This is a genomic window from Flavicella sp. (assembly GCF_029238425.1).
Classification (GTDB): Bacteria; Bacteroidota; Bacteroidia; order Flavobacteriales; family Flavobacteriaceae; genus Flavicella.
The window spans coordinates 1-22,584 of record NZ_JAQWGB010000086.1 but is presented as its reverse complement, the minus strand read 5'-3'; the positions used below and the strand labels follow the sequence as shown (position 1 = coordinate 22,584).

13 protein-coding genes are annotated in these 22,584 nt (G+C 34.8%); all 13 read left to right on the top strand.

Annotation, left to right across the window (positions count from 1 at the left end; all coding sequences use genetic code 11):
• Positions 1–1,749: ATP-binding protein (locus tag P8H68_RS06455; RefSeq protein ID WP_300322621.1), on the top strand; the 1,749-nt coding region annotated here is incomplete at its 5' end.
• 157 nt (positions 1,750–1,906) lie between these two features.
• Positions 1,907–5,092, top strand: coding sequence for a SusC/RagA family TonB-linked outer membrane protein (locus P8H68_RS06450; RefSeq protein ID WP_300322619.1), 3,186 nt, complete (start codon positions 1,907–1,909; stop codon positions 5,090–5,092).
• 11 nt (positions 5,093–5,103) lie between these two features.
• Positions 5,104–6,741: a RagB/SusD family nutrient uptake outer membrane protein gene (locus tag P8H68_RS06445; protein ID WP_300322617.1), complete on the top strand. Its 1,638-nt coding sequence runs from the start codon at positions 5,104–5,106 to the stop codon at positions 6,739–6,741.
• A gap of 216 nt (positions 6,742–6,957) precedes the next feature.
• Entirely contained in the window at positions 6,958–9,309 is a 2,352-nt protein-coding gene (locus tag P8H68_RS06440; RefSeq protein WP_300322615.1) for a glycoside hydrolase family 3 N-terminal domain-containing protein, read from the top strand.
• A 71-nt stretch (positions 9,310–9,380) separates the two neighbouring features.
• A complete protein-coding gene (locus P8H68_RS06435) occupies positions 9,381–11,000 on the top strand; it encodes a sulfatase (RefSeq protein WP_300322613.1) in 1,620 nt (539 codons plus the stop codon).
• Between the two features lie 61 nt (positions 11,001–11,061).
• Positions 11,062–12,579 carry a sulfatase gene (locus tag P8H68_RS06430; RefSeq protein WP_300322611.1) on the top strand — a complete coding sequence of 506 codons (1,518 nt, stop codon included), beginning with the start codon at positions 11,062–11,064 and terminating at the stop codon, positions 12,577–12,579.
• Positions 12,576–14,024, top strand: coding sequence for a sulfatase-like hydrolase/transferase (locus P8H68_RS06425; protein ID WP_300322609.1), 1,449 nt, complete (start codon positions 12,576–12,578; stop codon positions 14,022–14,024). Before P8H68_RS06430 ends, P8H68_RS06425 begins: the two co-directional genes overlap by 4 nt.
• A gap of 2 nt (positions 14,025–14,026) precedes the next feature.
• A complete protein-coding gene (locus P8H68_RS06420) occupies positions 14,027–14,941 on the top strand; it encodes a sialate O-acetylesterase (protein WP_300322607.1) in 915 nt (304 codons plus the stop codon).
• A 34-nt stretch (positions 14,942–14,975) separates the two neighbouring features.
• Positions 14,976–16,040, top strand: a complete 1,065-nt coding sequence (locus tag P8H68_RS06415) for an endo-1,4-beta-xylanase (RefSeq protein ID WP_300322605.1) — start codon at positions 14,976–14,978, stop codon at positions 16,038–16,040.
• Positions 16,041–16,124: 84 nt separating this feature from the next.
• Entirely contained in the window at positions 16,125–17,573 is a 1,449-nt protein-coding gene (locus P8H68_RS06410; RefSeq protein WP_300322603.1) for a sulfatase-like hydrolase/transferase, read from the top strand.
• A gap of 135 nt (positions 17,574–17,708) precedes the next feature.
• Positions 17,709–19,127: a sulfatase gene (locus P8H68_RS06405; RefSeq protein ID WP_300322601.1), complete on the top strand. Its 1,419-nt coding sequence runs from the start codon at positions 17,709–17,711 to the stop codon at positions 19,125–19,127.
• Positions 19,109–20,887: an endo-1,4-beta-xylanase gene (locus tag P8H68_RS06400; RefSeq protein ID WP_300322599.1), complete on the top strand. Its 1,779-nt coding sequence runs from the start codon at positions 19,109–19,111 to the stop codon at positions 20,885–20,887. Before P8H68_RS06405 ends, P8H68_RS06400 begins: the two co-directional genes overlap by 19 nt.
• A complete protein-coding gene (locus P8H68_RS06395) occupies positions 20,884–22,527 on the top strand; it encodes a sulfatase (RefSeq protein WP_300322597.1) in 1,644 nt (547 codons plus the stop codon). Before P8H68_RS06400 ends, P8H68_RS06395 begins: the two co-directional genes overlap by 4 nt.
• The last annotated feature ends 57 nt before the right edge of the window (positions 22,528–22,584 follow it).

Here is a 22,584-nt window from a genome sequence, read left to right as displayed (position 1 = left end):
GTAAATAGACAAGTAAATTTTACAAATTTAAATTTTAGAGATTATATATTTAAAGTAAAGGCCTCAAATGGATTTGGGGAATGGGGACCTGAACGTGCTATAAATATTACTGTTATGAGACCTTGGTGGGCTAGCACAACAGCTTATTTTATTTACTTTCTTTTAGTGGTAATTGTTTTTGTGATCACTATTTATTTTACGCAGTTTATTGTTAGTAAACGAAATGCAGATGAGCAGATTGAGTTCTTTAACAACCTAACGCATGAAATAAGAACACCTTTAACTATTTTATTATCGTCCTTAGAGAGCTTTTCTGAAACTCCGGAAAAGGAAGCAAATAGTCAAGTAAAAAAGACAATAACAAGATTGAACGCCTTGTTTGAACAAATGTTGAATTTTAAAAAATCCACAGTTAACAAACCTGGTCAGAATGTTTCTAAGCTTTCTTTAGAAAAACATATCAAAGAGCTTATTTTAAATTTCAAACCTCTTTTAGAAGAGTATGGTATTAAATTAACAATTGAGAACAAATGGAAAAATGAAGTCTTTTATTTTGATAAAGAGACTCTGAATAAAATAGTTTTCAACTTGGTGTCCAATGCTGTGAAATATTCCAAAAAGGGAGGAACTATTGATGTTAAGTTAAAGACAGCTTCAAAAAATCAATTGCAAATAGAGGTAATTGATACGGGGATTGGAATCCCAAAAGATCAACAGAAATTTATTTTAAAAAGATTTTATAGAGCAAGAAATGTAGTAAATAGTCAAAAGCCAGGAACAGGATTAGGTTTGATGATGGTTAAAAACCTTGTAGAAAGATCTAACGGAACCATTGGTTTTGAAAGTGAAGAAAATGTGGGAACTACTTTTAAAGTTTGCATTCCGAATAGAGAAGATGGTTATAAAAAGTCAGCTGTACTAGATGAAAGTTTCCAAAAAGAATTTACCATCAATGAACAAGCAGATATTGATGCTTTTAGTGACAGAAAAATATTGATTGTTGAGGATAATAACGAGTTGCGTTCTTTGCTAGCCAAAAGCTTAGGAACCTATTTCCAAATTCATGAAGCCTCCAATGGACAAGAAGGTTTGGAGTTGGCTGGACAAGTGTATCCCGATATAATTTTGACAGATTTGATCATGCCTGAAATGGATGGTATGCAGATGGCTAAAAGATTGTTAGAGGATATAAACCTGAACCATATTCCTGTTTTTATGATGACGGTATTGAATAATTCTGAATTAAAAATTGAAAGTATAGAAAGTGGGATTTCAGAATACATAGAGAAACCATTAGATATCAATCTGCTATTGGCTAAGATTACGAATACTTTGAGTTGGCAAAAAAAGCTGCGTAAAAAGTATGTTCATCAATCTGAAAAAGATACTGCTACACAATACAGAAATTCTAAAGACGAGAGTTTTGTAACCAATCTAGAAGCTATTTTATTGAGTAGTATTTCGGATACTTCTTTTTCTGTGCATGATTTATGTGAAAGCGTTGGGATGAGCAGAACTTCTTTGTATATGAAGTTAAAAAACTTAATCGATCTTTCTCCTCAAGATTTTATTATTCATACGAAATTGAAATACGGTAAAAGTTTGCTAATCAAAGGAGGAATGAGTGTCAAAGAAATAGCTTACCAATCAGGTTTTTCAAATCCTAAATATTTTAGTACCTCATTTAAGAAATTTTATGGTGAATCACCTACTAGTTTCTTAAGTGGTTTGGACGATAAACCGTCCTAATCTATTTTTTTGTTATTGAAAATTGCGTTATATTTAATAAGACTATCCCTTGTTTTATAGGAGGTTGACGATTTTTATACCTATTCAGATGCTCCTTGCACCCTGTTAACATATAGGTAAAGTAAATTGCTAATCTAAACTAAACCAATTTTTAACTATGAAGAATATTACAAGTATTGTTCTCGTATTATTTGTGTCTTTTTCTGCTTTTGCACAACTTTCTGTGCATGGAGTTGTAAAGGATGACAACGGAGAACCATTACCAGGAGCAACCATTTTAGAAAAGGGAGCTCCGAATGGAACCACAACAGATTTTGATGGGAATTATGAGCTAACTGTTCGCAATAAAACTTCAATTCTAGTTGTAAGTTTTGTTGGGTTTGATACCCGAGAAATTGAAATAGGTGAACAACTTGTGATAGATGTTCAGATGTCAGCTGGTTCCGAGTCTTTGGAAGAGGTAGTCATTATTGGGTACGGTAGTTCTTCAAAATCAGATATTACGGCGTCTATTGCAACCGTAAAACCTGTTACAGATGATAAAGCAGGTGTAGCTGTAGTTGAAAGTCTTCTTAGAGGGACATCTGGAGTAAATGTAGTTTCTAGTGGAGAGCCAGGAGCAGCTGTTTCCATTAATATTAGAGGGGTTTCAAGTTTAACAGGTTCCAATCAGCCATTGTATGTAATTGATGGGATTGTAATGGATAGTTCTCAAGAATCCCTAACAGATCCAACCAATTTTCAAGGAGCGAGCAAAAGTGGTATAGGTGGTGTGGCACCAGAAGATATTGAGTCTATCCAAATCTTAAAGGATGCTTCAGCAACCGCTATATACGGTTCTTTAGGTGCAAATGGAGTTATTCTAATATCCACGAAAAAAGGGAAGTTGGGAGAACCAACTTTTAATTTCTCAACCAGTACAACCGTAGGAAAAGCAAATTTACCATATGATATTTTGAATACTGAAGAATACGTAGCCTTTACAAATGATAAATATACGGCACATCCAGATTCAAATTCAGGTACCGAGTATTTGTACCCTGAAGGAAGATTTCCATTTGAAATACGTGAAGACGGTTTGTATAATTTTATTTCAAGGAATGATGATGATAATAGCGGTGATTTAGATTTGATAGGAATTTACGAACCGATGGATTGGACAAGTTTGTATAGAACAACATATTCTACGAATACTAGGTTCACTGCCTCTGGAGGTACCGAGGATACAAAGTATTATAGTTCTATTGGTTACTTTCAACAAGAAGGAGTTTTAGCCAATGCATACTTGAACAAGTTAGATTTAAATTTAAATGTAAGTCATCGATTTAATAAAAAGTTCAAGTTAGGAGGAAAGGTGTCTTATTCTTTAAGCGAAAATTCGCTACCAGGAGTAAGTGGTTCAAATGCAGGAGAAACAAATTCTGTTTATAGACATATAAATGATAATTTTCCTCTTGAGTTGAGAGAAGATTTAGCTCCTTTAGATAATGAAAGTTTCCGCCTTTCACCAAGAGGTTGGGTTGAAGATTATGACAATATTTCAACTGAAAATAGAGTGCTTGGAAATATCTCTGTAGAATATAAATTAAGGAAAGATTTGATTTATAATTTTCGAGTTGGTGCCGATTATAGAAAAGCAGTGTTAGATATTTGGCAAGGAGTTGGTACAAATCAAGGGTTATCAAGAGAAGGAAGATATGCGAAGTCAAATCTAGATAGATTTTCATACAACCTAGACAATACAATTACCTATAAGCCAAAGGCAATAGGAGAACATAGGTATACTTTATTAGGAGGAATCGTTTATAACAGTACGAATTCAGAAAAAAACTATACCAGAGCATCCAATTATTCATTAGAAGGTCAGGAGAATCGTGGTAGAGATTTCTATGGAGCTTCCATTATAGAACCAACTGTTTATAATTATGGTCCAGAAAGAATGATTTCTTTTTTAGGAAGAGGTACTTATGGGTATAAAGATCGTTATAAAGTATCTGCTTCTTTACGTTATGATGGTTCTAGCAAGTTTATTGGAAAAAACAGGTATGGATTGTTCCCTGCAATAAGTGCAGCATGGGAAATTCATAAAGAATCATTTATTGATGATGAGGATACTGAAATTAATCAATTGAAATTGAGAATTGGTTATGGAGAAACAGGTAATCAAAGGGTTGGTAATAATTTAACGTATGTGAATTATAAAATTTCTCCTGAAGGTTATGCCGCGGCAAATAAAGATTTACAAATTGCCTACGAAAAAACGAATATTGCAAGTAAAGATTTGACTTGGGAAACGCAAAAGCAGTTCAATACTGGTCTAGATTTAGGTATGTTTTCAAACCGCCTTTCAGTAACTATAGATGCTTATAATAAACAGTCTGATGATTTATTAAATACACTTAGTATAGGTGGAAGTTCTGGTGATGATAGCATCGTTGTAAATCAAGGATCTCTTAATAATCAAGGGGTTGAAGTGGCGATTAATGGAGACGTTTTTAGAACCGATACGTTTACTTGGAACTTATTTGGAAGTTATTCGATGAATAAAATCGAAATTCAAAATTTAGGTCTTGTTGAGAGTGATTTTGGTTCTGCAGGTTCTTATGTAGGGTATTATGGAAGACCTATTCAGGTTGCAAATACTAATACCGTTCCAATGAATGTTTACTTAGAAGGGCAAGCACCTGGTTTGTTTTTCGGATATGAAACTAATGGAATTGTAACTGCTGATGATGTTGCCAATGGGAATACACAGGTTGAAGGGTTTTATAATATTGTTGATAAAAATGGTGATGGACAAATTACGGATGAAGATAAAACAATCATTGGAGACCCAAATCCAGATGCTATTTATTCTTTTGGGACTAATGTATACTATAAAAAATGGTCTTTCAATGCTAATTTTTATGGAGTTAAAGGTAATGATGTTTACAACGCAAATTATTTGACAGAGAATTATAGCGCAGAAAATAGATGGAATAATGTAAGGAGGGATTATGTACTAAATCGATATAGTAGTGACAATCCAGGGGGGACTCTACCTGATATTAACCTAAAGAAAGATGCGCTGAGCAACGCAGGTGTTTTAGATGTTGCCGTAGCTGATGGTAGTTATTTAAGATTGCAAAATATTAGTTTAGGATACGATTTTACACTTAGAAATAGTGGAATAAAGTCGGTGAAAGTTTTTGGATCCATGAGTAATGTATTCACAATTACAAAATATACAGGAGTAAATCCAGAGATTGCTTCGTTGCGCTTTACCCCCGGGGTAGCCGGTGTGGATATTGCGAGTCCACCTATTCAAAGTACGGTAACAATTGGAGCTTCATTAACATTTTAAACTAGAAAATCATGAAATATATTTATATCATAGTAATCGTAATAGCTCAGTCATTAGTCTCATGTGATCAAATTTTGGATGTAAGTGATAACTTAGCAGAAAGTGGAGCTTTAAATAAAGAGTTGTTGTATTCCTCTGAAGAGAATATAGAAGGAGTGGTGAATGGAGTGTATGCAAAATTTGCTTCAGAATTTTATAGTGGGGGTAACTTTTTTCAAATGACAAGTGCTCATACACCTTATTTTTCTAGTTCAGGATCTAAAGGAGAACAATTTGGAACATTTAATATTTCACCTTCATTGAAAAACTTAAATGATACTTGGATGGAAATTTATAGCTGTGTAGATCATGCAAATCATTTGATAGAGAATTTACACAAGCTGGCACCGGGCTTTTCAACAACTGAAAGAAATTTGGGTCAGGCACATTTTATTAGAGCCATAACGTATTTTGATTTAGTAAGAGTTTGGGGAGAAGTACCTTTAAGAACTGTTCCGGCTGAGCAAGGAACTTTGTTTTTATCTAAATCTTCAAAGCAAGAAATTTATGATCAAATTATAGCTGATTTAACCATTGCTAAAGAGTTATTGCCTTCAGAGGAGTACATCCCTGGTAGGCCCTTATCTTATGCTGCTAATGGGTATTTAGCAAAGGTATATATGAATATGGCAACAGAATCAGGTTTGTCAGGTTCATCAAGTGATTATTGGGAGTTGGCATATACAAATGCGAAAATTGTTGAGTCTTCCATGAAGTATAGCCTAGTTTCTAGTTATGAAGATTTATTTGCTGAAGGGAATGAAAACACTTCAGAAAGTATTTTTGAAATTCAATATACCGCCGGAGGTACTTCTACTAAAAGTGGTCAACATTCATTTATGACAGCTCCAGCAAAATCCATATACAATCAAAGAGATTCAGGTGGGAATTTAAGAGTAAATAGATTGGCATTACATGATCATTATATTGATTATAATGTAGCAACAACAGATGTTCATCCAGATCCTCGTAGAACGGTGGCATATGTTTCAGAACAATATACCGAAATCGTTTCTCCTTTTAAAGTTAGAAAAATTTACCCTACTCAATTCTCTGGAGGTTTTGCAGTCAATTGGATTAAAAAATATCAAGAAGTATCCAATACGAATATCAATTCCAACAGAAATCGAATGGTTTTTAGATATGCAGATTTGTTATTGATGCTAGCGGAGATTGAAAATGAAAGAGATAACTATCAATCGTCAAAAGACTATGTGAAATTAGTTTTAGATAGAGCAAATACTAGTTTATATGGACTATCTGGAATTCAGAGTATGATAGGTGGTGATGATTTAAGAGATAGAATTTTAAAAGAAAGGATCTATGAGCTTTTAGGGGAAGGACACGAATGGTTTGATTTACGAAGACAACAAAACGCGGGGGTTTCTTTTTTAGAAACGAGAATTGATAGAAGACAAGTTTTAATGACGGGAGGAGATCAGTTTGATACTAAGAATAAAACACAATTCCATAATATTTGGAATCCAGACTTATCTTTTGTTACAGATGATTCAGCCATATTGGAAAAGAACATGAGGTTTCCAATTCCTTCAAATGAAATTATTGGAAATAATGCTTTAGACAACAGTGATCAGAATATTGGATATTAAAATTGAAACTGATTGAGATGAATTAGCCCATGTAAAACATAGGTTTGACGCATAATATACCTATTCTGATACTCAGTGCACCTTAAAAATATTTCAATAAAGTAATTTAGTGGTCAAGACCAATGGAATATTTTCAGCAGCCCTTATCAGAAGGATTGGGTTTAGAAAAAGGTTAAGAATTTATATGAAAATTTAATTACAGAAAAACAAAGAAGGATGAAGATCATAAAAAAAAGTATTCAAGTTATGTTGCTACTTTCAGTAGTATTGATGTCTTGTGATTCTCAAAAAGAGAAAAGTAATTTAGACTATACATCTACGGAATTAAGTGCAGAAGAGAGAGTCAAGGATTTAATGTCTAGAATGACATTAGAAGAAAAAGTCGCTCAAATGTGTCAATACGTAGGTTTGGAACATATCAAGGCTGCTCAAAATGATCTTACAGAAGAAGATTTGGACGTAAATGATGCCAGAGGTTTTTATCCAGATTTAAGTATCAATGATTTGGTTGAAATGACCAAAGCTGGAAAAATTGGATCTTATTTGCATATTGTTACAGTGGAGGAAGCAAACTATTTGCAGTCTTTAGCGATGCAATCAAAATTTAAAATTCCTTTGTTGATTGGAATTGATGCCATTCATGGTGATGGTTTGTTTTCTGGAGCTACGATTTACCCGTCTCCAATTACACAAGCTGCTACTTGGGATGATGATTTATTATATAAAGTGAGTGCTCAAACAGCTACAGAAATGAGAGCAACAGGTGCACATTGGGCCTTTACACCAAATATTGATGTATTGAGAGATCCACGATGGGGTCGTACAGGAGAAACTTTTGGAGAAGATCCTTACCTAGTGGGTAATATGGGAGTTGCAACGATTGCTGGGATGCAGTCGGATGATTTTTCTGGTTCGGAGAATGTAATTGCCTGTGTAAAACATTTGGTAGCAGGAAGTCAATCATTGAATGGATTGAACGCGTCTCCTACAGATGTTTCTTATAGAACATTGATGGGAATATTTTTACCTCCTTTTAAGAGAGCGGTTAAAGAAGCAAATGTTTTTTCTATCATGACAGCGCACAATGAGGTAAACGGTATTCCAGCTCATATGGACAAACATATGATGACGGATTTGATGAGAGACCGTTGGGGATTTGATGGTTTTTATGTAAGTGATTGGAATGATGTGTCAAGAATAGATACATGGCATCATGTGGCAAAAGATTTCAAGCAAGCCACAGAATATTCTGTAGGTGCTGGTTTGGATATGCATATGCACGGTCCTCATTTTGCTGATTATGTAATTGAATTGGTACATGAAGGAAAGTTGCCTGAATCTAGAGTTGATTTGGCTTGCTCAAAAGTTTTAGAGGTTAAATTTAAATTAGGATTGTTTGAAAACCCATATATCAAAGAAGGTTCTTATGAAGAAGTGTTGTTCAATAAAGAACATCAAAAAACTTCTTTAGAGCAAGCAAGAAAAGGAATTGTTTTACAGAAAAACTCAGGGTTTTTGCCTTTGGGAAAAGGAGCTAACAAAACTATTTTTGTAACAGGACCTAATGCAAACAATCAGACAACTCTTGGGGATTGGGTGTCACCACAACCCGAAGAGAATATCATCACGATGTATGAAGGAATTAAAAAGTTAGGAGAAGAAAAGGGATATAAAGTAGATTACTTTGATTCTGGAGATAGATCAAGAAAAATGAAGGATGCTGATATCAACAAAGCGGCATCTTTGGCAAAAAAGGCAGATATCACAGTATTGGTATTGGGAGAGAATTCTTTCAGACATGATTGGCCAAATAAAACTACAGGAGAAAATATTGATCGAGCGACTTTGAAATTATCAGGGAAGCAAATGCAATTAGCGGATAAGATTTTAGCTTTAGGAAAACCAGTGGTAGTAGTTTATGTAAGTGGAAGCCCTATTGCTGAACCGAGCCTAGAAAAAAGAGCAAAAGCAGTAATCAACGCGTGGGAACCTGGAGCTTTCGGTGGACAAGCTACGGCTGAAATATTATTTGGAGAAGTAAACCCAAGTGCAAAATTACCGTTGACAATTCCAAGATCTGTGGGGCAGTTACAAATGGTATACAATCATAAACCAACGATGTATATTCATAAATACAACACAGAAAAGAAAACTCCTTTGCATCCATTCGGATTTGGATTGAGCTATACAAAATATGAAATTTCTCTACCAACAGTGTCTTCAGAGGTGCTTTCAAAAGATAAAAATGTTCAAGTATCTGTTGAGGTAACCAATAAAGGGAAAATGGCAGGTGAAGAAATAGTACAACTTTATATCAGAGATAATGTGAGTTCTGTTACAAGACCTGTAAAAGAATTAAAACGTTACCAAAGAGTTGCCTTAGAACCAGGAGAAACGAAAACAGTTACGATGGAATTAGATGCTGAAAGTTTAGCTTTTTATGACATAAACATGGAGTACTGTGTGGAGCCAGGAAGTTTTAAAATTATGGTTGGGAACTCTTCTGCAGACAAAGATTTAAAGGAAACTTCTATTGAGGTTAAGGAACGAATTATATTAAAAGATTAAGCCCATAACGGGTACTAAGTGAAAATTCTCAGCGGCATTTGTCACATTCTGGGAAATAAAATTTTAGACTTATGAAAAACATAAAAAATACAACCTTCACGCTCTTGTCCTTGGTTTTACTAATTGTTGCGTCCTGCGGAACAAAAGTAAAGGGAAAGAAATCAGAAAAACGTCCAAATGTAATTTACATTATGGCAGATGATTTAACCACACAAGCCATTAGTGCTTATGGAGGTATTTATAAAGATATTGCACCTACCCCTAATATCGATAGAATAGCGAAGGAAGGGATGTTATTTCAAGATGTGTTGTGTACCAATGCGATTTGTGGACCAAGTAGATCTGCAATTTTAACTGGAGATTACAGCAATGTGAACGGTTATTATAAAAATGAAAGTGGTGGTAGATTTGATGAAAATAAATGGACTTTTCCACAAGAATTTCAAGCAAATGGATACGCAACAAGTTTGTTTGGTAAATGGCATTTAGGTTCAGAGCCAAAAGGTTTTGATTCGTATAAATACCATGCAGCAGCAGGTCAACAAGGACATTATTGGGATCCAAAATACAACGAAAATGGAAAAGAAGTCGTTGAAAAAGGATATGCTACAAACATCAGTACGGAGTTTGCTTTGGATTGGTTAGAAGAGAACAAAGGTTCAGAAAAACCATTTATGATGTTGTTGCAATACAAAGCACCACATAGACCGTGGGAGCCAGATCATAAATATGAAACTTTATGGGATGATATTGACATGCCTTATCCAGTTACGTATAACGATACCTATGAAGGTAGAGAATTAACTGCGGGAGATTCTGAGATGACGATGGAATATTTCAGTAGAAGAGATATGAAAATGAAAAGACCAGAAGGCTTGAAAGGGAAAGAAGGTGTGAAATGGGATTTTTACGGTGCGAAACCAGGTGAAATTGTAACTCAAGAGGGAATGACTTTTGAGGAAGGTAGAAACTGGAGATACCAGACGTATATCAAAGATTATTTGGCCTGTGTAAAATCGGTTGATGATAATATTGGAAGAGTATTAGATTATTTAAAAGCGAATAATTTGGAAGAAAATACCATTATAGTTTTGACTTCTGATCAAGGGTTTTATTTAGGGGATCATGGATTTTTTGATAAGAGATTCATCTATGAAGAATCTTTAAGAATGCCTTTTATTGTTCGTTATCCTAAAAAAGTAAAAGCAGGGAGTGTCAATGAAGATATTATTACCAATGTTGATTTCGCTCCAACTCTAATGGAATTGGCAGGTGTCGAAAACAAACAAAAAATGCATGGTAAAAGTTTTGCAGCTTCTTTAGAAGGGAAAACTCCAAAGGACTGGCAGGATGCAATGTACTATCACTATTATGAATTTCCATTTTGGCATCATGTGCAACCGCATTACGGAATTAGAACGGAAAGATATACTTTGGCGCATTTTTATTATAGTATTGATGTTTGGGAGTTATATGATCTTGAAAAAGATCCAAATCAGATGAATAACATCATTAATGATCCTGCATATCAAGATATCATAGTAGGCTTAAAGGCGAAGCTTCGCACTTTAATGGCTGAGGTGGGTAATGATAAAAGTTTGGAAGATTATAGAAAGATTACGGATACAGATTTTGGAAGTATCATTGATCACCATGGAGAAGCTTCAGTTCAAGACTTATTAACTAAATAAAACCAGTATGAAAATAACAAAATTCCTATTCATAGTAGTCCTGTTTTCTTTAACGTCTTGTATGGCGCAAAAAAAGAAACAAGGCAAACAAGTTGAACAAAAGAATATTTTGTTCTTAGCAGTGGATGATTTAAAGCCTTTGATTTCTGCTTATGGTGAGAAACAAATGCACACGCCTAATTTAGATCGTTTGGCAAAAATGGGTGTTATTTTCAAAAATGCGAATGTGCAACAGGCCGTTTGCGGACCGTCTAGAGCTAGTATCATGACTGGGATGTATCCAGACAATACAAAAGTTTGGGATTTGCATACGAATTTTAGAGAATCTGCTCCGAATTTAAAATCAATGCCAGAGTATTTGATCTCTCAAGGCTATGAAACAACGGCAGTTGGTAAAATATATCACAAAGGTTCTTCTTCTAAAGGGCACGATGGTAAAAGTTGGTCTATTCCACATACATTACCTGAAAATTATCCAAAGAAGTTTGGAAAACCGATGTATGCTTTTTATCAAAATCCGGAGACCAAAGCAGCCATGGCTGAGCTTAAAAAACAGGCGTTGGCTAAAGGCTTAAAGAAATACGGAAAGCAAAGTAAGTTCGTATTTAAAACATTGAAGCCAAGTTCTGAGTGTATTGAAGGACCTGATGAGATGTATCAAGATGGTTTGTATACGGTTGATGCCATTAGAAAGTTGGATGTTTTGTTGAAAAATGACAAACCTTTTTTCTTAGGAGTAGGATATCAAAAACCGCATTTGCCATTTGTAGCGCCAAAAAAATATTGGGATTTATATAAACGTGATGAAATTGGATTGGCACCCTTTCAAGAGTTAGCTGAAGGAACACCTAAAGTTGCCTATCATTCTTTTGGTGAGATCAGAGCTTTTTCTGACATCGATAGTAGTTTGGGTATTGGCGATAAGATGCCAGTTGACAAACAAAGAGAATTGATTCATGGATATATGGCTTGTGTTTCTTATGTAGATGCACAGATAGGAAAATTATTAGATGCTTTGGAAGACAGAAATATTTTGGAAAATACTGTCATCGTTTTATGGGGAGATCATGGATATCATTTAGGAGATCATACAGAGTGGTGTAAACATTCTAATTTTGAGCAAGCAACGAGAATACCTTTGATGTTTGCCGGGCCCGGTGTTGAAAAAAACAAGCAAGAAAATACTCCTGTTGAATTGGTAGATGTTTTTCCAACTTTATTCGAATTGGCAGGTGTAAAAGGAACGGATGTAGATGGTAAATCATTAGTGCCATTATTAGACGGAAATAAGAAAACTGCTATCGATGTAGATTATGCCATAAGTCAATACCCTAGAGGAAAAGATAAAATGGGATATTCTATCAGAACGGATAAGTATAGATATACAGAATGGCATAAAAACTCATATAAGAGTTATAAGTCCTATAAAGATTCTAATATCATCGGAAGAGAATTGTATGACTATGTAAAAGATCCAAACGAGACTAAAAACTGGGTAAAAGAGAAAGAATACCAAGCGATAGTTTCGGATTTAAAATCTAAGTTGAAAACACATTTAAATACCATAGAAAAAAGATGAGATTTTTTAAAGTGATTGTATTGTTTTTGTTGTTTGTTCAGTCTGTTTTTTCACAAGGCAAACCAAATATTGTTATGATTGTGGTGGATGATTTTGGATATCATGATATTGGCTATCACGGTTCTCAAATACATCAAACCCCAGCGATAGATAATTTAGCAAAAACGGGAGTTGTTTTTCAAAATGGTTACAGTAGTTACCCAAGATGTACCCCTTCTCGTTATGGAATGTTTACCGGGACTTATCCTGTAAACGAAAGCAAGGGATATTTGGGAGGAATTCCATCTGAGAAAAATTTTATCCGTCAATTCAATGAGGCGGGCTATAAAACTTCTTATACTGGGAAATGGCATATTGGAGGAGAAGAAAGTAGTCCAACTGGATTTGGTTTTCATAATTCTTATGCGGCAGGACATGCTGGTGGTGTAGATACACGTCATTATCCTTTCAATACTAAAACTTTAGAAAAAGCAAAGGCAAACGAAGGGAAAAAGAAAAAAGGTCATGGTGAGAAATATCCTGTTTTAAACGTTACCGAAGACGGAAAAAAAGGAGATTATTTATCGGATGTATTAACGGATGCAACTATTGGATTTATCGAAAATAGAGATAAGAAGAAGCCCTTTTTTACAGTTTTGGCTTATTATGCCGTTCATACTCCGATAGAAGCAAAAAAAGAGGATGAAAAAAGAAATCAAAAAGAAATTGATGCCTTTGATTATGGAGATGGACCTGAGTATATCAAAGAAGGTACGGGTAGAAGAAAAATGCGCCAAGACAATGCAGCTTATGCAGGGATGGTGGAAAATGTAGATGAAAATATTGCTAGAGTTGTTGCAACCTTAAAAAAAGAAGGTTTGGATAAAAATACCATCATCGTTGTAACTTCAGATCACGGAGGTTTGTCTAATGGTGGTTTCAAGGGGCAGCGTTTGTTGGCAACAACCAATTTACCTTTCAAAGCAGGAAAAGGTTGGTTGTATGAAGGTGGAATCAGAGTTCCGTATATCATCAATTGGCCGGGAACTTTAAAACCAAAATTTGATCAAGAGTCTATTGTATTGGGGATGGATATCATACCCACTTTATTGGATTTGTCGATTGAGAAAAAAGTAAAAGGCATCGATGGTAAAAGTTTCAAATCGGTTTTAGAAGGAAAAGAAACCTGGGAAGATAGAACTGTTTTCTGGCGTTCGATTAAAGCACGTCCACATAGTACGGGTGATGGAAAAACAGAAGTGGTGCGTTCAGGTGATTACAAATTACTTTATTTTAAGGATACGGATACGGTTGAATTGTACAATGTGGTCAAAGATGAAGGCGAATTAAATGATCTTGCAAGTGCAGAACCTCAAAAGAAAAAGGAATTGATGGAACTTCTAAAAGCATGGAAAAAAGAATATTTGATTCCATCGAAAGTAAAAATTTACCCACCAAAAAAATAATTATGTTTCGAATTACGAATTGGGCAGCTATTGTTTTTCTACTCTTGGTTTTTGCTTGTAATAGCTCAAAAAAAGCTGTTGTAAATCAAAGCTTGATTCAGAATAATACAACCACTAAAAAAGTGTTTTTATTTGCCGGTCAGTCCAATATGGAAGGGAGAGCTGACGCTGATAAAATTCCATTGGAAGATGTTGAAAGATTGGAGGCTGTAAAGCATAGAATTCAATTTTATTACAATTCAGAACCTGTAAGTCCATTAAAAGTAACCACAGGTAGTACTTATGTTCAGAAAAAATTTAGCCTGACAAATGTTTTTGGACCGGAGTTGTTTTTTGGGATTGAACTTGCTGAGGCTTATCCGAACGAAGAATTTATTTTTATCAAAAGATCCAAAGGCGGTACTTCTTTATACGGTGCTTGGAATCCTAATTGGACAGAGGAAAAAGCAGCGTTGACCAATGAATTGAAAATTCCAAAATTGTATAGTGAATTTATTTCTTTGTCGAGATCAGTATTGGATTCTATGCCAAAAAATGCCTACGAAATTTGTGGTATGCTTTGGGTACAGGGAGAAGCTGATACCAATACGAAAAGAGGATTGCAACCAAGTGAAAGTTATGGAGATAACTTAACAACTTTGATTCATTCTGTGCGGGAAGAGTTTGAACTTCCTGAAATGCCCTTTTTATTGTTTCAAGTCGGAGGTGGTAAGGTAGTAGAAGGAATGCTAAAAGTAGCTGAAAACGATACATATGTTGGGATGATTCCTCAATCATCAGATAAAAAATCGAAGGACTATTATCCTAAAAACCCCTCTCCTTTAGGGCATTATGTGACAAATTCTATGAAGAGGATTGGAACGGAATTTTTTAGTTTGTATCAAGAGCTTTATGTAAATGAGTATTTAACTAAATAAATAGATGCGAATTATATTTAAATATTTTTTTCTTTTGCTAATTTCATGCTCAAGTTTCTCTTGTATTTCCCAAAAGAATGCGGGAATTGAAAAAGAGCTTAAAGAGGAAGAGCGTGCTAACTTATTGGTTGGTGCGACTTTGAATTACCATGAGTTAGATACCGAAAAAGAAACTTTATATAGAGAGCATTTCTCCTATTTAACACCAGCAAATGCAGCAAAGCAGTCTGCTGTATACGCAGAACCAAATAAATGGAAATGGACTAAAATTGATGCGTTTTTGGACTTTGCCAAAGAACATCAATTGCAAGTTAGAATCCATGGACCTATAAGTCCACAAGCTTCTAAATGGGCAAAGGATGATGTACGAACGCCTACCGAATTAGAAGAAAATATGATTGATTTTATGACCGCTTCTGCCAAGAAATACAACGAAATTTCTGAGGTAAAGTGGATGGACGTGGTCAATGAAACGATACTAAAAGACGGAACTTGGTTTGGACCTAAACCAGGGGTAGATAAATGGGAAAACCCATGGTTGCATATGGGCTTGGATGAAAATGGTTTTCCGTTGTATATATTAAAAGCGTTTGAATTGGCTACAGAGCACGCACCAAATATAAAATTGGTCTACAATCAAAATTCAGGTATGGAAACTGTGATGTGGGGCAAGGTAAAAGAAACCATACTTTATATCAGATCTAAAGGATATCGTGTGGATGCGATCGGGTGGCAAGCACATTTACTATTGGGAGCTAAAAGAGCAGACTTTGTTGACAATACAGCTGCAACCATGCAAAAACTGTCTGACTTAATTGATTGGGCACATGCGCATGATTTGTCTTTTCATGTAACCGAATTGGATTATTTGGTAAAAGAAGATGAAGATAAAACACAAGAACGATTGACACAAAAAAGAGTGTATCAAGCAATTGTAGATGTTTTGTTAGAGAAAAGTAAACAAGGAGAGGTTACCTTAAATCTTTGGGATTTAGGAGAACGTTACAAAGCAGGGACAGGTTATTTTCAATCTATTTATGATGAGAATTTACAACCTACTCCAGCCTTTTCTGTCATTCAGCCCCTAGTTACTGATTAACCCAAGTTTAAAAAGCACTCATTTTCTTTGGGTTGTTGTTGCCAATAGTTTTTGGTAACTTATAAACACATTAAATCATAAAAAATGAATAAAAGAAATTATCTATTCCTATTTCTGGTAATTAGTAGTTTTTACACTATTGCTGCACAGCAAAAGTCCCCGAATATAATATTTATTGAAGTAGATGATTTGATGCCTCGATTTATGAATAAATTAGGAGAAGGTTTTGGTCATACGCCAAACATAGATAAATTGGCTACCAATGGAGTGCATTTTCCACATGCCGTTGCACAAGGTCCTATGTGTGGCCCTTCTAGAAATACCTTAGTAACCGGTTTGTATTCACATAATTTAGGGTTTTATAAAAATGGAGATATGCATTTTTTACCGAAGGATATTTGGACTTTCCCAAAGGTTTTTCAAGAAAATGGATACCAAACGGCCTATGTCGGAAAATCCCATATCAGACCGCAAGATAGAAAACAGTCTAAGGCAGAGGCATTAAAAGTTTATGGTTTTGATTTTGTAAATGCTTCTGGAGAACGTCATGCTTTGTGGAGAGATTTAAAAAACGGGAAGGAGGTTAGTGAAATACCCTTTATCAAGCATTTGAAAGCCCGTGGTAAATACGAACAGTTTTTAAAAGACAATGCAGCGCCTGGTCATAAAATGCGAAGTACCATGCAAGAGGATGTTGACTACTTGGATGGGTATATGGCGCATGTAGCTGTAGATTGGTTAGAGACTAAAAAAGATACTTCAAAACCATTTTTTATGTGGTTTAATTTTTGTCTTCCACACGGTCCCTATGATGTTCCTCAACGTTATTATGATATTGCAAATAAAATAAAAGTTCCTGAACCTAAAACGGATAAATTTGGACATTTCGTGCCAGAACCACTATTGGCAGGAAATAAACCAGCGGATGCTAAAAAACTTCCAAAAGAGAGGTTAGGTGAGGTAGCAAATGTTGCTTTTATGGATAAGATGCTTGGAAATTTAATGGCTTCCTTGGAAAAAACGGGTGATCTTGAAAATACGATGGTTGTATTCTTTTCTGACCATTCTATATTTTTAGGAAATCACGGTCGTTCTCATAAAACAACTTTATTTGAAGAGGCTTTGAATACTTCTATGATTGTTAGTTATCCCAAACTTTTTCCAAAAGATCAGATAAATTATCACCCAATGGAATTGTTGGATTTGATTCCAACTGCCTTTGATGTAGCAGGTTTTGAAAACCCAAATAAAATGGCTAAAAATGGGGTAAGTATGGTTCCTGTGTTGACCGGTAAAACTAAAAAAGTGAGAAACTATGCTTTTTCTGAAGTATATGGGGCTCAATCTGCAACTGGAGAAAGATATAGATATATTATTAGCGAAGGTTATGAGATTTTATACGATAGGTTGAAAGATCCTTATGAGATGCATAATATCGCTAAAGAGGAAAAGAAAATTACAGCTGAAATGCGAAAATCTGTTGAGGATTGGATGAATGGAAGTGGAGCTGTTTTAGAGCCAAAGACCCATTGATATCTCATCAAAGGTTTGATTAGCGTCTTGTTTGACAATATTTATACCTTTTCTGATTGCTAGAGTAACCAACAACTCTTTTCTAAAAGTTAATTTGCTGTCAAGAAATTAATATTTTTAATAATGAATACTCAAATGAGATTTTTAGTTGTTTTATGCACACTTGTTTTTATGATTGCCTGCAAAGGAAATCAAGCAACCGAAAATAAGCAGATGCAACAAGTGCCTCCAAATATTATTGTGATTCATGTTGATGATTTAGGCTACCACGATTTAAGTGTGCACGGCTCTAAAATTTATCAAACACCACATATAGATCAGTTGGCGAGTGAATCTTTTGAATTCGTAAATGCCTATGCAAATTATCCAAGATGTGTGCCTTCTAGGTTTGCGATGATGACCGGTAAATATCCCATTCAAAATGGAGATGTTCCTGATGATGGTTTTGAAATGAAAGGAGTTGCTGCAAATCAAAATTTTATTGAGCAATTCAATGCATCGGGTTATCAGACTGCCTATTTTGGAAAATGGCATTTAGGTCATGACGAACAAAGTCCAAGAGGATTTGGATATCAGCACTCCTTTGCTGCCGGTGCAGCAGGTTCCCCTATAAGTTTTATATATCCTTTCAATACACCTAAAGGACACAATAGAAATGTGAAAAAGAGCCCTATTGTAGATATCGAAGAAAAAAGTTCAGAGGGAGATTATTTAACAGATAAGCTAACCACAGAATTTATTTCTTACTTGAAACAGAAAGATCAAAAAAAACGGGTGATGGCTGTGTTAGCGTATTACGCCGTGCATCAGCCTTTGGAAGCTAAGAAAAAGGATATCGAAAGAAATAAAAAAGAAATTTCAGCATTTGATTTTGAGAATACCCCTGAGTATATTTCTGAAGGAACCGGTAGAACTAAAATGCGCCAAGACAATGCCACCTATGCTGCGATGGTAGAAAATTTAGATGTCAATATTGGTAGAATTATGAAAACCTTGACGGAATTAGGCATGGATGAAAATACCATAGTGGTTTTTTCTTCAGATCATGGAGGATTGTCTAATGATGGGCTTAAGAAAAGAGGATTGGCAACGAGCAATTCTCCGTTAAGAGCCGGAAAAGGTTGGTTGTATGAAGGTGGAATTAAAGTGCCTCTTTTTGTACGATGGAAACATAAAATTCAAGCTCAAAAGGAAGAAAAATCTGTTGCGATGTTGATGGATGTTTTTCCAACCTTATTGGAATATGGTACAGGAAAAAAAATTGCAGGGGTCGATGGAACAAGTTTAAAACCCGTTATAGAAGATAAAGCATCCAATAATGACAGGGTGGTGTATTGGCACTCTTCTAAAGCACGGCCAAAAAATACTGGGGATTCTAAATCGTCAGCTATTAGAGAAGGAAATTTAAAACTGATTCATTTTTATGAATCCAATACGATAGAATTGTATGATTTGTCTGTAGATAATTCAGAGCAATATAATTTAGCTGCAGAACAACCTGAAGCAGCAAACCGATTGTTAAAAAAACTAAATCAATGGAAAGAAAATTTTTAAACTTAAATAAGTTTGTTTCAGTCTTGTTTTTTCTGGGAAGTCTTTCAATGACTTATTCTCAAGAGATTTTGAAGCAAGGAAAAGATATTGTCAATAACAATAACTTAAAATATACGCGTACCAACAAAGAATTTGGAAATGTATCTTTTATAAAAAACATGGAAAATGTTGAGGATGTATTAGCAATAGAAACTACTGTAAGACCTCAATTTATTTACAAAGCTTCTACGGCAATTCCAATTAAAAAAATGGCACTTGAAAAAGGTCAAAAAGTATTGGTTGCCTTTAAAGGAAAAACTGTTTTCTCTGGTTTAGAGACAGGAGAAGCAAGATTTTTATGGGTATTAAATCAAACAGGAGATTATAAAGGAAATATTTCATCCACAATTAGCTTGTCTAAAGAATGGAAACAGTATTATATCCCTTTTGAGATCACTCAAGATGTAAAAAAAGAAAAGCTGAGGATGGCCATACAATTTGGGTATCAGCCTCAGAAAGCCTTGTTTTCTGATATAGAAATTTTGGTATTCGATAAGACTGTTCCTTTAGAAAAACTTCCGAAGACAAAAATTAAATATGTTGGGATGGAAGAGGATGCTGCATGGAGAAAGAAGGCTCTAGCAAATATTGAATCGATTCGAAAAGGAACGTTTAACCTTCGTTTTGAAAAAAATGGAGTGCCTTTGAAAAACAAGCAAATAGAAATCAAACAAATCAAGCATGAGTTTTCTTGGGGAGCTACGATAAATGCTGCGGATATCTTAAATGATAAAAATCAATTGAAATATTTGTCAAGAGATTTTAACGAGGTTGTGTTTGCAAATGACCTAAAAATTAAAAGTTGGCATCGAGAAAAAAATAGGGCAAGAACTTTGGCTGCGATGGAAGCTATTGGAGAAACGGATTTAAAACTCAAAGGACATGTTTTGATATGGCCAGGATTTCAATATCAGAATAAAGAAACCAGAACCATGGAAAATAATCCGGAGGAGTTGACAAAATTGATTCGAGATCATGTTGTGAATATTACGGAAACTACCAAAGGGAAAGTCTCGCATTGGGATGTGGTAAATGAAGCCTACACAAACAAAGATTTTCAAAGAATTACAGGATCTGAAGAAATTCTATATGATGGATTTAGAATTCTAAAAGAATTGCAACCAACGGTGGGTAGGTTTACCAATGAATATGGAATTATTAGTAAAGGAGGTATCGATTTTGAAAAGCAGCAGTGGTATTATGAATATATCAAAAGAATAGATAAAAACACAGGTGGATTGGTAGATGGAATCGGAATACAATGTCATATAGGTTCGGATTTGACGCCACCAGAGAAAGTGATTTCCATCTTGAATTATTATGGGACGTTGAAGAAAAAAATTAGCATTTCTGAGTTTACCATGGAAATAAAAGATGATGAAGTGAGAGAAAAATATACCGCTGATTTTATCATTGCAGCATTCAGTCAGCCGAACGTAAGCGAATTTTTATTTTGGGGATTTCATGCCGAAGGAAATCCAAAAGCCATTTTATATCATAAAGATTGGACGTATTCCCCTATGGGAAAAGCCTATCACGATTTAGTTCTTGATAGATGGCAAACTGAGTTGAAGGAAAAAACAAACAAAGAAGGACAGCTTTCTGTAAATGGTTTTTACGGAACTTATGAGTATCGCTACAAAGAAAAAGGAAAAATTAAAAAAGGTGTTTTCTACTTAAAGAAAAGTGGAGCTAAAGAATTAAAAATTGAATTGAAATGAAAAATAGCTTGTTTATAATGCTATTGTTGTTGACTTTCAGTTTAAAAAGTCAAGTACAACATCCCAATATTCTATGGATAGTGTGTGAAGATACGAGTCCGACTTTATCGATGTATGGAGACAACACCGCCAAAACACCAAATTTGGATGCTTTTGCAAAAGAGGCGATGGTTTTTGAGAATGCTTTCGCAACAGTTGGGGTATGTGCACCTTCAAGATCAACGATTATAACTGGAATGTATGCCACGAGCATAGGTACCATGCATATGCGTACAGGAATGGATATTCAGTCTTGGGGAAAAAGAGTTTATAAAAACGACATTCCGGTGAATGATATCGAAAAGAATCCAATCATTCAATATTCAGCTGTGATTCCGACTTCGGTAAAATGTTTTCCGGAATATTTAAGAGCCAATGGCTATTTCTGTACCAACAATCAAAAAACGGATTACCAATTTGCAGCACCAGTTACGGCATGGGATCAAAATAACAACAAAGCACATTGGCGAAATACACCGAAAGGAAAACCTTTCTTTTCAGTTTTTAATATAGATTTGACACATGAAAGTAAGTTGTGGAAACATGAAAAATATGCCTTAACGGTGAATCCTGATTCAGTGGAAGTGCCACCCTATTTACAAGACACATACATTTCAAGAAAAACAATTGCTCGGAATTATAGCAATATTGAAATGATGGATAAAAAGTTTGGAGAGTTGATAAATCAATTGAAAAAAGATGGTTTGTATAACAATACAATCGTGTTTTTTTATAGTGATCATGGAGGTCCTTTGCCACGTCAAAAAAGAGAAATCTTAGACTCAGGTTTAAAAGTTCCATTGATGATAAAATCCATCGATTCTAAAACTATTGGTAGAACAGATCGTTTGGTTTCGTTTGTCGATTTAGCTCCAACCATGTTGAGTTTGGCAAATGTAAACGTGCCAAAATATATGGATGGAAAGGCTTTTTTAGGTATTCATGAAAAGAAAGATAGGGAATATGTTTATGGAAGTTCTGATCGCTTTGATGAGTATACAGATAGAATCCGATCTGTTAGAGATAAACAGTTTTTATATCTGAAAAATTATTATCCAGAATTAAAGAAATACAAAGATCTTAGTTATAGAAAACAGGTGCCATTAATGTTGGATCTATTGAATTTAGCAGGAGCGAATGAGTTAGATGCGATACAGCGTATTTGGTTTGATACTAAAACGGAGGAAGAATTGTACGATTGTATTTCGGATCCTCATAATCTTAACAATTTAGCGAATAAGCCTGAATTTGACCAAGAACTGAAAAGAATGCGAAAAGCTTTGAAGGCACAGAAATCTAAAGATTATGCCAAGCAGCCCGAGGCAGAAATGATTGCGAAAATGTGGCCCGATAATATACAGCCTCAGACGAAACCAGTTTTGGTGCAGCAAAAAAAAGGAAAGATTACTTTAAAGTGTAAAACAAAAGGAGCTTCTATTGCTTATTTTGTGAGTGATAAAAACAATTTGAAATTAGATTTTAATAGTGGTTGGCAATTGTATTCTAAGCCAATGAATTTAGAAAGTGGACAGTTTCTTTATACGATGGCAGAAAGAATAGGATTCAAAGCAAGTGTCATAGAATCAACAAAAATTCAATAATTATGAAAATCATCAGGTATATATTTTTAGTATTCGTTTATATGCTTTCTTTGAAAG